General features: G+C 66.5%; 14 protein-coding genes. 2 read left to right on the top strand and 12 right to left on the bottom strand.

Annotated elements, in window-relative coordinates:
* Positions 1-14 precede the first annotated feature (14 nt).
* From IT41_RS07295 to IT41_RS07280, 4 genes are all read right to left on the bottom strand, one after another.
* The gene (locus IT41_RS07295; RefSeq protein ID WP_036739940.1) at positions 15-1,706 is read right to left on the bottom strand and encodes an amino acid ABC transporter ATP-binding/permease protein; all 1,692 of its coding nucleotides are present in this window, start codon (positions 1,704-1,706) and stop codon (positions 15-17) included.
* Complete coding sequence (gene cydD / locus IT41_RS07290; RefSeq protein ID WP_231564706.1) at positions 1,703-3,325, bottom strand: thiol reductant ABC exporter subunit CydD; 1,623 nt, start codon at positions 3,323-3,325, stop codon at positions 1,703-1,705. The genes IT41_RS07295 and cydD overlap by 4 nt, the downstream gene beginning before the upstream one ends.
* Before the next feature lie 327 nt (positions 3,326-3,652).
* On the bottom strand, positions 3,653-4,996 hold the full coding sequence (gene blh / locus IT41_RS07285; protein ID WP_036739936.1) for a bifunctional sulfur transferase/dioxygenase Blh: 1,344 nt from the start codon (positions 4,994-4,996) through the stop codon (positions 3,653-3,655).
* 61 nt (positions 4,997-5,057) lie between these two features.
* Positions 5,058-5,696 carry a peroxiredoxin gene (locus IT41_RS07280; protein ID WP_036739934.1) on the bottom strand — a complete coding sequence of 213 codons (639 nt, stop codon included), beginning with the start codon at positions 5,694-5,696 and terminating at the stop codon, positions 5,058-5,060.
* Between the two features lie 103 nt (positions 5,697-5,799).
* Between IT41_RS07280 and IT41_RS07275 the strand changes: the two genes are divergently transcribed.
* Entirely contained in the window at positions 5,800-6,702 is a 903-nt protein-coding gene (locus IT41_RS07275) for a hydrogen peroxide-inducible genes activator (protein WP_036739932.1), read from the top strand.
* An 83-nt stretch (positions 6,703-6,785) separates the two neighbouring features.
* Here IT41_RS07275 and IT41_RS07270 read toward each other — a convergent pair whose 3' ends face one another.
* The 8 genes from IT41_RS07270 to IT41_RS07235 form a co-directional block, all read right to left on the bottom strand.
* Positions 6,786-7,358, bottom strand: a complete 573-nt coding sequence (locus IT41_RS07270) for a rhodanese-like domain-containing protein (protein WP_036739930.1) — start codon at positions 7,356-7,358, stop codon at positions 6,786-6,788.
* A 14-nt stretch (positions 7,359-7,372) separates the two neighbouring features.
* Positions 7,373-7,807, bottom strand: coding sequence for a hypothetical protein (locus tag IT41_RS07265; RefSeq protein WP_036739928.1), 435 nt, complete (start codon positions 7,805-7,807; stop codon positions 7,373-7,375).
* The gene (locus IT41_RS07260) at positions 7,746-9,614 is read right to left on the bottom strand and encodes a SulP family inorganic anion transporter (protein WP_231564705.1); all 1,869 of its coding nucleotides are present in this window, start codon (positions 9,612-9,614) and stop codon (positions 7,746-7,748) included. Before IT41_RS07260 ends, IT41_RS07265 begins: the two co-directional genes overlap by 62 nt.
* A complete protein-coding gene (locus IT41_RS19415; RefSeq protein WP_052081337.1) occupies positions 9,599-10,306 on the bottom strand; it encodes a beta-lactamase hydrolase domain-containing protein in 708 nt (235 codons plus the stop codon). The genes IT41_RS07260 and IT41_RS19415 overlap by 16 nt, the downstream gene beginning before the upstream one ends.
* Before the next feature lie 15 nt (positions 10,307-10,321).
* Entirely contained in the window at positions 10,322-10,756 is a 435-nt protein-coding gene (locus IT41_RS07250) for a DUF6691 family protein (RefSeq protein WP_036739926.1), read from the bottom strand.
* 1 nt (position 10,757) lies between these two features.
* Positions 10,758-11,189: a YeeE/YedE family protein gene (locus IT41_RS07245; RefSeq protein ID WP_036739923.1), complete on the bottom strand. Its 432-nt coding sequence runs from the start codon at positions 11,187-11,189 to the stop codon at positions 10,758-10,760.
* Positions 11,186-11,398: a YgaP family membrane protein gene (locus IT41_RS07240; protein WP_036739920.1), complete on the bottom strand. Its 213-nt coding sequence runs from the start codon at positions 11,396-11,398 to the stop codon at positions 11,186-11,188. The genes IT41_RS07245 and IT41_RS07240 overlap by 4 nt, the downstream gene beginning before the upstream one ends.
* A gap of 67 nt (positions 11,399-11,465) precedes the next feature.
* Positions 11,466-12,128 (bottom strand): Crp/Fnr family transcriptional regulator, encoded by a 663-nt coding sequence (locus IT41_RS07235; protein WP_036739919.1) that lies wholly within the window; start codon positions 12,126-12,128, stop codon positions 11,466-11,468.
* A 179-nt stretch (positions 12,129-12,307) separates the two neighbouring features.
* On the opposite strand from IT41_RS07235, the gene IT41_RS07230 reads away from it, so the two are divergent.
* On the top strand, positions 12,308-12,679 hold the full coding sequence (locus IT41_RS07230; protein ID WP_036739917.1) for a DsrE family protein: 372 nt from the start codon (positions 12,308-12,310) through the stop codon (positions 12,677-12,679).
* The last annotated feature ends 62 nt before the right edge of the window (positions 12,680-12,741 follow it).

The raw sequence follows: 12,741 nt of genomic DNA, 5'->3' as shown, positions 1-12,741 counted from the left end.
CCGTGACGGGCGGTTCAGTCGGGGCGCAGGCTGTCCAGCGCCGCCTCGAATCCCGGGCTGCCCCGGATATGGGTGGCCTTGATGCCGCCATTGCCAAGAACAAGCAGGCGGTCGGCGCCTTCCGCCTCGCGGCGGATATGGGTGGCGGTGATGGTGGAGCGGGGGCCGGCAGCGGCGCGCAGCCGGGCCAGCACGTCGCGGGCGGTTTCGCCGTCCAGCCCCTCGGTCGGCTCGTCCAGAAGCCAGAGCGGCACATCGCGCAGCATCAGCCGGGCAAGGGCCAGCCGCCGCGCCTGTCCCCCGGACAGGCCCTGGCCGCCATCGCCGAGTTCCGTGCCAAGGCCATCGGGCAGCGCATGGATGATGCCTTCCAGCCCGGCCTGGGTCAGCGCGGCCATCATCTTTGCATCGCTGGCACCGGGGGCGCCAAGGCGGAGATTGTCGCGCAGGCTGTCGCGGAACAGCTCCGTTCGTTGCGTCAGGCGGGCCGAGGGCAGCACCCGGACGCTGCCCGTCTCCGGCGAAAGATCGCCGGCCAGGCATTGGATCAGGCTCGTCTTGCCGACACCGCTTGGCCCGATCAGCGCGATATGCTCGCCCTGCCGGACCGACAGCGACAGGTCCCGCAAGATCGGCGCAACCGCCGCATCGTGGCGCAGCGCGACGTGACGCAACTCGGCCACCAAACCGGGGCAGGGTTCGTCCCTTTCGATGCGCGGGCAGGGTTGTCGCAGAACCGGCCCGGTGCGCCTTGCTGCCAGACGGGCGCGGGCGAAATCCACTGCGCCGCGCCGCAGCGCGGCAAAGGGTTCGGTCGCGGCCATGGTGACGAGGAGTGCGAACGCGACGCCCGGCGCGCCGATGCGGCCCCCGGCGGCGAACGCTGCCGTTGCCACCAGCACCAAAGGCGGCAGCACCGCCGCAAGCAACCCATAGGCCAGACCGGCGCCTGTCTCGATCCGGTTGAGCCGGCGGTCGTCGGCGGCAAGGCGGGCCTCCAGCATGGCCAGCGCCTCCTGTTGCGCCGGGATCCGCCCGGCCAACAGCAGATCGGTCTGACCGCTGGCAAGGTCGATGACGCGCGCCCGCAAGGTCTCGGTCCGGGCGGCCCGGCGCAGGGTCGCGGGGCTGGCGCTGCGCGCGGTGAGCCCCGCGACGGCGCCTCCTGCCAGCACCAGCACCGTAAAGACAGCCAGTCCGAGTGCCGGGCTGATGAAGGCCAGCAGGATCCCGGCGGCCAGCGCCGCCGCGATGGCGGTCCCGAGCGGCACCAGGATCCGCAGATAGACGGTATCGAGCGCATCGACATCGGCGGTCAGGCGAAACAGCAGGCGTGCGGGGCGCATCGCCAGCGCCCTTGCCGCGCCCGGCGCCGACCAGCCGCGAAAAAGCCGCCCGCGCAGCAAGGCCAGCACGCCAAGCATCGCATCATGGGTCACCAGCCTTTCGCCATAACGCGCCGCGGTGCGGCCAAGCGCGAAGAGCCGGATCGCGGCCGAGGGCATGAAGACATCGAAGGCCAGCGCCGTGGCGGGAACCAGCCCGGCCAGCGCGGTCGCCGTGATGAACCAGCCCGACAGGCCCAATAGCGCCATGCCCATAAGCCCGGTCAGGGCGGCCAGCGCGGCGCCTGCCAGCAGTTCCCGGCCGGTACCGGCGCGCATAAGGCCAAGAAAGGGCCGAAAATCGCTCAGGATACGCTTCATGCCGCCGCTCTCCCTTCAAGAGGGGCCAGTCGGATGCTGCGATCCATCCGCGCGGCAAGGCGTGGATCATGGGTTGCGACAATCAGCGTGCGCCCCTGCGCAAGCTCCAGCAGGCTGTCGGTGATCTCGCCCGCGGTGACGGGATCGAGATGGGCCGTAGGTTCATCCGCAAGGATCAGCGCGGCTTGCGGCGCGACGGCGATCCTTGCCAGGGCCAGCCGCAAAGCCTCGCCGCCGGAGAGACCGGCACCGCCTTCACCGATGGCGGCGTTTCCGCGCGCCCGCGCCACATCGTCCAGCAGCAGCGCCGCCAGCGCGCGTGTGACGGCATCCTCGCCGATCCCGCTCCGACCCAGGGTGATGTTGGCGGCAAGCGATCCGGCAAAGATGTGCGGGTTCTGCCCGATCCAGGCCATGCCTGCGCGCAGGTGCATGGCGGTATCCGGGCGCAGCTCTTGTCCAAAGACCTCGATCCGGCCCCGCGGCGCCGTCGCCAGCCCCGCGATAAGCGAAAGAATCGTGGTCTTGCCAACCCCGCTGGGCCCGACAAGGGCGACATGCTCGCCGCGGTTCACACTGAAGTTCAGCCCGCCCGCAAGGGGGCTTTCGTGGTCGGTGCGGCCGATATCCAGATTGCGGACCACAACCGCCGGGCCGGTCGCGCTGACAGGTGCGGCAGCCGGCGGGCCGGATTGCCCGGCGTCGGGGAGCCGGCGCCCTTCCTGCGCCAGCCGCAAGAGGTTTTCATGTGCAGCCTGGCCCGCCGCCTTGTCATGCCAGATGGCGGACAGTTCGCGCATCGGCTCGAAAAACGCTGGCGCCAGCAGCAGGATGAACATGCCTTGCCCCAGCCCGAGCATGCCGCCCCAGGCCCCGAAGCCCAGGGCCCCCAGCAGGTGAAAGCCGACATAGACCGCGACCATGGCCACACCAAGCGCCGCGAAAAGTTCCAGCACGGCCGAGGTCATGAAGGCGATCCGCAGCACCGCCATGGTGCGGGCTCGCAGGGATTGCGCTTCCTGTTCGACACGTTCCGCCACCCGGTCGACGGCTGCCAGCCCGCGTATGGTCGCAAGACCCCGCAGACGGTCGAGCAGAAAGGCGTTCATCGCGCCGACCTCAACCAGTTGCGCTTTGCTGGCAGCCTGCGCGCGCCAGCCGATCAGCGCCATGAAGACCGGGATCACCGGCAATGCGATCAGCAGGACCAGCGCTGCCGCCCAGGAAAGCGGAAGGATCGTCAGAAAGATCGCGAGCGGGATCACGACGGCCTTGAGCCGCGTCGGGCCGAACCTCGCGAGCCAGGGCGTGATACTCTCGGCCTGTTCGGCGATCATGCTGGCGGCCTCGCCCGAAGCCGTGCGTGTCGCATCCAGAGGAGAGCGCGACGCAAGGGCCAGAACTGCGGCATTGCGCAGGGTGCTCACCGCCTCGCGCGCCTGGCGAAAACTCGCCCGCTCACCGACCCAGACGATCAGCGCCCGCAAAGAGCCGAGAACGGCCGCAAGGGCGGCGAACCTGGCGATCTCTGCCAGCGACGCATCCACCGCTACCGCCGCAATTGCTGCGGCAAGCAAGGCCGCTTGCGGCAGCCACAACAGCGCGGCGAGCGTTGGCAACAGGTCCGGTATCCCGGCGCTGCATGCCTTCTGTGCCGTGCGATCATTTCGGGTCTGACGAGGCATCTGTTTCTCTGGCGAGGTTCGGTTTCGCGAAGTGAGCTTGCGAAAGTGTATTAGGGGAAGGGGGCCGATCAGTTCAGGGAGGAACGCGACAAGGTATCATTCTGATCCGCCACATCGGCGCGGCAGGGTGACGCACGTCATGCTGTCGGCCCGAATATCTCTCCGACCGGGCGCAACGGCATTTTCTGGCTGCGGGGCGCTTGGCCCCGCAGCTGTTCAAGATGGCGGCTGGTCCTTTCCGTGCCGTTTTACCCCGGCGATTCAACCCCAGTCCGCGCCCGTGAGCACATCCAGCGGCAGCTTGATATACCGCCTGCCGTTGGCCTCCGGCTCGGGCAAGCGACCGCCATTCATGTTGACCTGCAAGGCATGGAGGATCAGCTTCGGCATCGGCAGGGTTGCGTCGCGTGCATCGCGCGCCGCGACGAATTCCGCCTCGGTCCGGTATTTCGACATATGGATGTTGTTGGCTTTCTGCTCGGCCACGGTGGATTCCCACTGCGGTTTCCGCCCGCCGGGTTGATAGTCATGACCGGTGAATATCCGCGTCTCGTCGGGCAATGCGAGTATCGCCTGAATCGCGCTCCACAGGATTTTGGCATTTCCGCCGGGGAAATCGGCTCGCGCGGTGCCGCTGTCGGGCTGGAACAGCGTGTCGTGGACAAAGGCGGCATCGCCGATCACATAGGTGACCGAGGCCAGCGTATGCCCGGGCGAGAACATGACGCGCGCCGGAATCGTCCCCACCGTGAAGGTATCGCCATCGGCAAACAGCCTGTCCCATTGGCTTCCATCCTCGGGGAAATCGGGCCAGTTGTAGAAGCCTTTCCACAGCTTCTGCACATCGACCACCTTTTCGCCAATGGCTGTGGGCGCGCCGGTCCTTGCCTTCAGATAGGCGGCAGCAGAGAAATGGTCGGCATGGGGGTGGGTGTCGAGGATCCATTGCACATGATATCCCCTGTCAGAGACAAAGCGCAGGATCTCGTCGGCGCGTTCGGTTCCGGTCTGGCCGGATTTCTCATCGTAGTCATAGACCGGATCGATGATCGCGCAATCTTTCGTGGCAGGGTCGGCCACGACATATTGAACCGACCAGGTGCGCGGATCGAAGAAACCGGTCACTTCGGGTTTGGCTGACATCAGAGATTCCTTTCTTGGAAGATCTTGGGCCCTTTTTTGGGCATCGCTTGCGAGCCAGTTCAGCACCCCGCTTGCGTCGCATCCCCTGACCTGCGCGAATCGGGCAAGCTCCTCGGGTGTCATCCGACCGGCAAGCACCTCGCCTATGGCCCATAGGGTGAAGGACCGCGCGCCCGAGCGGCAATGGGCAAGAACCGGCCCGGAAGCGGCGTCGAGCATGGCGCGAAACGTCTCGGCCACCTCGCCATTGATCGTGGAGCCGGTCACCGGCAGCCAGAGATAGCCCATTCCGGCGGCGACGGTCGCCTGACGCATGGTTTCATGATCGGGCTGGTCGGCCTCCTCACCATCGGGGCGGTTGTTGAGGATGACAACAAACCCCATGGCGGCAATCCGGGGCATATCGGCAGCCCGGATCTGGCCGGTGATGAAGAAACTGTCAGTGATACGGATCAGGGACATGGAGGCGGGTTTCCGCAGGGCAGGCCGGATGGGCAGGGGTGCAAGGCCCCTGCCTTAACGCTCAGAGGTTGCGGGTCGAAAAATACCAGTCGACCGTATTGTAGCCTTCGGCGGCGCGCGCCTCGGCTTCTTCCGGGGTCTTGGGGGCCGGCACGATGACCGGCTGGCCGGGCACCCAGGCTTCGGGCATGGCGCAGGCGTGGCTGTCGGCCGTCTGCAGGGCCACCACGAGGCGATGGATTTCCGCGACCGAGCGGCCTGCGTTCATCGGGTAGTAGAGCATCGCGCGCAGCACGCCCTCGGGGTCGATCACGAAAGTGGCCCGCACCGCCGCAGTGTCCGAGGCGCCCGGCATGATCATGCCGTAGTCATGGGCAACCTTCATGCTGAGGTCGGCAATGATCGGAAAGCCGATATCGGTGTCGAAATTCTGCTTGATGTTGCGCGTCCAGGCGATGTGCGAATGGGTGCTGTCGATCGACAGGCCAAGCAGTTGCGTGTCGATCGCGGCGAACTGCTCCTGCAATTTCGCAAAACCGATGAACTCGGTGGTGCAGACCGGGGTGAAATCCGCCGGGTGCGAGAACAGGACCAGCCATTTCCCACGGAAATCGGCCAGCGTCATGCGACCATGGGTGGTCGGTGCGTCGAAATCGGGCGCCGGCTCGTTCAGCCGGGGCAGCGTGGGAGCTTCGGTCATCTGGAAACCTCTGGGTTCGTGTTGCGATGCCCGATAGGTAAGAGGTTTGCGTATATATATGAAATTGATTATATGACTAATCGTAATCTGGATTTTCAATAACATGCCCAGCCTTCGCCAGCTTCGCTTTCTGACCGCGCTTGCCGATACCCTGAACTTCTCGCGCGCGGCCGAGCTCTGCAACGTGACGCAGCCGACGCTTTCGACCGGGTTGAAGGAACTCGAAGCGCGGCTCGGCATCGCGTTGGCCGAGCGCACGCGGCAATCGGTCATGCTGACTCCGGCGGGCGAAGATATCGCCGCGCGTGCGCGCCGGATACTCGCCGAGGTCAAGGATATCGAGGCGGCGGCGCGCCAGCATAGCGGCGCCTTCCAGGGTGAGGTCCGGCTGGGTGCGATCCCCACGCTGGGGCCATTCCTGCTGCCGCGTGCATTGCCCGAGATCCGCCGTCGCTGGCCCGATCTGCGGATATTCCTGCGCGAGGAACTGACCGACAGCCTTGCCGCCGGGCTTGCCGAGGGGCGGCTTGACCTGATTCTGGTCGCCTTGCCCCATGATCTGGGCGATGCGGTGGTCGAGCCGTTGTTTCAGGATGGGTATCAGCTGGCGGTCAGCGAGAAACATGCGCTGGCGACCAAGCGACTGGCAGAGCCTGAGGATCTGTCCCGCACGCCGCTTTTGCTGCTCGAACGTGGGCATTGCCTGCAACGCCATGCGCTTTCCGCCTTTCCGGGGAGCACGCTCCACGCCGATGACACATTCGCCGCGACCAGTCTGCCGACGCTGGTCTCGATGGTCGAAGAAGGGCTTGGCATCACGCTTTTGCCGGATCTGGCGGTGGATGCGGGGGCGACGCGGGGGCATGATGTCGCGCTTCTGCCGTTGCCCGGCGCCTGCCCGCGGCAGGTGGTGCTGGCCTGGCGCCCAGGCTCGCCGCATGCGGCGGCCTTCCGGCAGATGGCCGAGCTGTTTCGGGCGGTGCGGCGGGATACGGTCGGCGCTTGAAACCCGGTTCCAGAGGGTGCTTCGGCGCCGATCTCCGTGATGGCGCAGCGCCGCAGCATGATCATGCGACGGGGGAAGCTGACTTACTCCTGCGTCCAGGCGATGCCGGTCTCGACCTTGTAGCCCCATGGAAGGCCGGAGTTGCGCCAGCCGTCCACCGCGCGCACGCCCTTCGAGCCGCCTTCCTTGAGCGTGCTGCCCTCAAAGCCATCGGTGACGGACCAGACCTTGGCATAGCCCATCGCATTGATCACGTCTGCCGCAGGCGCGCTGCGCGAGGAGCCTGATCGGCACATCACGATGATCGTGTCCCCGGCTGTAACGCCAAGGGCATCGAGACGGGCCTTGACCGCTGCCTCGAACCCAGGGTTGCGCTTCATCGGCCAGGTCCCCTTGTCCGCGTCGAACGCCGAGCGGTCGAGCACCATCCAGGGCACATGGATATCCAGCCCTTCGGCGGCGCCGGTGAACATCAGCTCGGACGGGTCGCGGACATCGATCAGGATGGCGCGCGGATCGGCCTCCATCATGGCATGGGCCTCTGTCGCGCTGGCATAGAGCCCCAGTTTCGTTTCGCGGTAGGTGTCGCCCTGCTGGGCCAGGGCGGCACATGGCAGCATGCTGGCAAGAGCAAGGGCGCGCAGGATTTTTTTCATGTCCGGATTCCCGATCAGAAGCTTATGACCGTCGTGTCGTCCGCGATCAGTTCCTTGGCCATGGCGTCGGGCGCAGCAGCGGTCACGCCGTCGATCAGAACCTCCGGGCCGGCACCCATACCGGGCAGATAGATCGCGCAAACCTGCGCCTGCACGCCATGCTCTGCGATCATCGTCTTCAGAAGGCCCTGAGGACTTGCGCCTTTCGGAGGCTGGCCTGCCGTCGCGGTTTCCGGCGCCGCTTTCAGCGCGATATCACCGGCGGGGCCACATAGCAGGATTTTCGCCTCGGCCCCCTGCGCCACAGCATTCATCGTCAGAACCATGGCCATGAGCTGTGTCTGGGCCTCGGCTGCCGTCAGGATGGTCACCAGTTTGCGCGGTCCGTCAGCCTGAGCCGCGCCTGCGGCGGTCAGAGCCAGGGCTGCGGCAAGAAGGGTCTTTTTCATGGGTTCGTTCCTTTTCGTTGATGACAATGGATGGGGTGCCGGGGGTTGCGCAGATGACGGGCTGGTGCGCCCATCCGGCCGGCGCAAGGGGGGCAGGGGCGGCCAGGGCCTTCCAGGCGTCGTATTGCGACAGAAAGACCTCGCCGATCAGATGCTGCAGGAAATGCGTGGTCTTGAGCCGGTCCATCACCGGGCCTTTCACCTCGGAAAGATGCAGGCGCACCTTTTGCGCGGCCAGCTCCGTGGCCAGGGCCTCAAGGGATTCCAGCGCCGAGAAGTCGATCACATTCACCGCCGAGCACATCAGCACCACATCGCGGATGGCGGGGTCCGCGGCCAGACGATCCAGCACCAGCGTCTCGATCGCGCGGGCATTGGCGAAATAGAGGCTTTCGTCGATCCGCAGCATGAGGATGCCCGGCAGGGTTTCGACCTGATGGCGCAGCACGTTGCGAAAGTGCTGGCTGCCGGGAACCAGGCCCACTTCGGCCACATGCGGGCGGGCAGTGTTGAGCACATGCAAAAGAAGCGACAGGGCGACGCCGGTCGAGACTCCCGCCTCGACCCCGAAGATGAGGGTGGACAGGATGGTTGCCATCACGCTTGCGAAATCGCGCCGCGAATAGGCCCAGGTGCGGCGCAGGATCGCAGGGTCCACAAGGCTGAGGACGGCCACAATGATCGTCGCGGCCAGCGTGGCCTGGGGCAGGAAATAGAGAAGCGGCGTCAATGTCAGCGCGGCCAGCGCCAGCCCGATTGCGGTGAAGGCACCTGCAGCCGGGGTGGCGGCGCCGGCGTCGTAATTCACCACCGAACGCGCGAAGCCGCCCGTCACCGGAAAGCCGCCGGAAAAGGCCGCGCCGATATTGGCGGCACCAAGGCCGATCAGTTCCTGATCCGGGTCGATGCGCTGTCGCTTTTTTGCGGCAAGAGTCTGCGCGACCGAAACGCTTTCGACAAAACCGATGATCGAGATCAGCGCGGCGGGCAGGGCAAGCGTCCCGATCAGACCGGGCGACAGGTCGGGCAGGGTCAAAGGCGGCAGGCCCTGCGGGATCGTGCCGACGATGGCGACGCCCTGTTCATGCAGACCAAAAGCCCGGACGGTCACCGTCGTCGCGACAATCGCAAAGACCGGCCCGGCACGGGTCAGCAGCGTGGCCAGCCTGTCGGTTGCGCCGAGCCGCTTCATCGCGGGCTTCATCCCCTTGCGCAGCCAGACCAGAAAGGCGGTCGAGGCCGCACCGATCGCCAGCGTTTGCCAGTTCGTTCCGCCCAGATGCTGCCAGAGCCGATGCAGGATTTCCGGCAGCGTGTCACCGCCGCCGGCAATGCCGAAGATATGGCGGGCCTGTCCGGCGGCGATCAGCAGACCCGAGGCGATGATGAAGCCCGCGATCACCGGATGAGAGAGGAAATTCGCCAGAAAGCCGAAGCGCAAGAGGCCCAGCCCGATCAGCATCGCCCCCGACAAGAGCGCCAGCGTCAGCGCGGCCACGGCGTAACCCGCAGTGCCGCTTTCGGCCACCTGGCCCAGTGCGGATGCGGTCATCAGTGAAACGACGGCGACCGGCCCGACGGCCAGCGCCCGGCTGGTGCCGAAGATCGCGTAAAGCACGATGGGCAGGATGGAGGCATAGATCCCGGCTTCGGGGGGCAGTCCGGCCAGCATCGCATAGGCCAGCGACTGCGGCACCAGCATGATGGTGACGATCACCGCCGCTGTCAGGTCGGAAGACAGATCCGATTTCGAATAGCGCCGCCCCCAGTCGAGGATGGGCAGATGGCGGGTCAGGGAAAGGCGCATGGGGCCACTTTCGGCAATGGCAGGTCGCGCGCCACTTCGGGCGCCGGCCTGGTCCTGAGACAAGGCAAGGATGCCGTGGCTGCGGTGCGCGGCGTCGAGGATCGGGCGCCGGACCGGCAGCAGGCCAGGACCGGCCCTGACGCGGTTCGCAGGGCCCAGGCCATGGCCGGGGCCCGAGGCGCAAGATCGGCCGGTCCTGCGGGGGGCATATGCACGACCTCCGATCCTGCCGCGCGGGCAGCCTTGGCAATTTCGGCGAAACTGGGCTGGCCGCGTTCTTCTCCCTCCGGGCGGTTGCGGACCAGGAGGTGGTGGCTGCCGTCGCGCTGGAATTCGGTGCTCTCGTTGAACACCTTGCCAAAGGTTTCCTGCACCACGGTGATGTTCCTGCCGATGCCGATCCTGCCACCAGGCGCGGCCTGGATATAGGGCGCGGCCGACAGATGGTCGGCATGGACATGGGTCTCGATCAGCCATTCGACATGCAGCCCCCGTTCGCGCACATAGGCGATGATTGCATCGGCGCTTTCATGGCCGATGCGGCCGGCGGCATAGTCGATATCCATGACGGAATCGATGATCGCGCAGGCGTCCGAGGCGGGATCCCTGACCACATAGGAAATCGTGCTGGTCGCGGGATCGGGAAAGGCGCTGACCTCGGGCTTCACGTTCGGATCGGCTTTGCAGGGCATGGGCTCCTCGTGCGTTCAGGCGGATTGCGGGGAACGGGCGGCGAGGGCCTTCAGCCCGCGCGCGATCAGCAGGCCAAGGGTCAGGGCCGCGACGAAGATCAGGGCCTCGGGGCGCAGGCTGCCAAGCGCCGGCAGCGCGCCGCCGGGGCAGAAGCCCGCGATGCCCCAGCCGATGCCGAAAAGCGCCGATCCGGCGACCAGCCTGAGGTCGATCAGCCGGGTGTCGGGCAGCTGGAATTCGGGCGCGAATCGCGGCGCCCTGCGGGCGAGAACCAAGCGATAGCCGGGCATGGCGACCGCCAGCGCGCCGGCCATGACAAGGGCAAGGCTGGGGTCCCAGCTGCCGGCGAGATCGAAGAAATTCAGCACCTTGGCCGGGTTGATCATGCCCGAGACCGCAATCCCGGTGCCGAAGATCAGGCCGATGAGCAGGGCGGAGAACAGGCGCATCTCAGCCTCCGATCAGGTGGCGGGTGACATGGACGGTGGCAAAGGCCGCGATCAAGAAGCTGAGCGTCGCGGTGATCGAGCGGCGCGAGAAGCGCGCATTGCCGCAGACCCCGTGCCCCGAGGTGCAGCCGCCGCCAAAGCCCGCGCCGATGCCGACCAGCAGCCCGCCGCCGATGAGGGCGGTCATGGGCACCGGCACCTCCAGCGCGGGCCAGTCGCCGGTCACAAGCAGCACCAGCCCCGGCGCCAGCACCATGCCCAGAAGCAGCGCCGCCCGCAGCGACCGGTCGCGCGCGTCATCGCTGCGCATCAGCCCCGCCAGGATCCCGGTCGCGCCGAGGATGCGGCCGTGCAACGCCATCAGCAGGACGGCGGCCAGCCCGATCAGCATGCCGCCGGCCAAGGACGCCAGGGGCGTGAAGCCGGTGCTCATTGCTTTTTCAGCGGGCAGCTGGACAGGCCGAGCAGCCGATAGGCCGGGCAGGTCGCGAAACCGGCGGTCAGCACGAGCACCGCCGCCACCAGCCACAGGACGGGGCCGAGGATCGGCCAGCCGCCGCCATAAAGCCAGGCGACAGCCGCGATGATGAGACCGGCGACCAGCCGCAGGATGCGATCGGTCTGGCCAAGATTTCTGGACATGGGACATCTCCGGAACAGGTTGCGCCATCCTGGATGCCGGATGCGCCGCCTCCGGTCAGTGACTTGGTTACCGTTCGGCCCCTTGGGTCAGGTTTTCGAGCGCGGGCCGGTCGATCAGCCGCAGCTCGCCGCGTGCCTGCTCGATCCAGCCCCGGCGCTGGAATTCGGACAGGGCGCGGCTGATCACCTCGCGCGCCGAGCCAAGCTCGGTGGCAAGCTGCTGATGCGTGGCGCGAACGGTATCGCCCTCGACCATCGCCAGAAGCCGCGCCGCAAGCCGCAGGTCGATGCGCTGAAAGGCGATATCGTCGATCAGCGACAGCAGATCGGTCACCCGCCGCGACCAGGCCCGCATGACAAAGCCCCGGAATTCGGCGGACAGGGCCATCATCTCGTCAAAGGTGGCACGGGGAATGCCGATGGCCTGGAGCGCGGTTTCCGCGACGCCCTCGGCCGCCAGATCGTCATAGGCCAGCATGCAGGCCGAGGTCAGCACGCAGCTTTCGCCCGCGCCGACGCGATACAGCACGACCTCGCGCCCGGTTTCCGACATCTGCGTGACCCTGATCCTGCCCGAGATCAGCAAGAGCAGATATCCGGCGGGTTGCCCCGGGCCGAACAGCCGCGTCCCCGCCGGGAATTTCAGCCGCCGGCTGTCGCGCAAAAGCGTCGCGCGCATCGGCGCGGGCAGCTGATCCAGCTCTGTGAAATATGCCGTCCAGTCGGTCATACGCGCTCCCTGTTCCGCAGCGATGCTAACCGGAACCGCAGGGAATGGGCAGGGACGATCTGGCCGGGTCGGGCCATGAGCTGGCGGCTTGGCGACATATCATGTCAGATCGGCGGTATTCCGCATGGCCCGCCCCGTATCCAGATCGGAGGGAACGGTCCCAAACGCAGGAGAGACCCATGCAATCCGCTGATTTCGTTGCGACCCTGTTCGATGGTCGCGCCAACCCCGCCAAGGTCACCGTGGCCTTTACCATGGCGCTGAACGCGCTGCAGAAGGGGCATGGCGCGATGGTTCTTCTGATGGTCGATGCGGTCGAGCTTGGCCAGCCCGACGCGACCGCCGGCATGGATGTCGGCCAGCCGTTCGAGCCGGTGCCGGATCTGCTGACCAAGTTTCTCGAAGGCGGCGGCCGGATCGGGATCTGCAAATCCTGCATGATCCATAACGGCTTCGACCCCGGGCAGATGGTGCCGGATTACGAGATCATCACCGCGCTCGAGGTCGTCGACCTGATGATGGCGGCCAAGGGCTCGTTGCAGATCACCTGAGCGCATTTTTCCGAAACCAGGGACAGGCACCATGGGCAATGCTCCGCAACGCAATGTCCTGA

The sequence above is a fragment of the Paracoccus halophilus genome (assembly GCF_000763905.1).
Classification (GTDB): Bacteria; Pseudomonadota; Alphaproteobacteria; order Rhodobacterales; family Rhodobacteraceae; genus Paracoccus; species Paracoccus halophilus.
The sequence above is the reverse complement of the archived record's forward strand: the minus strand, read 5'-3'. Positions and strand labels throughout refer to the sequence as shown.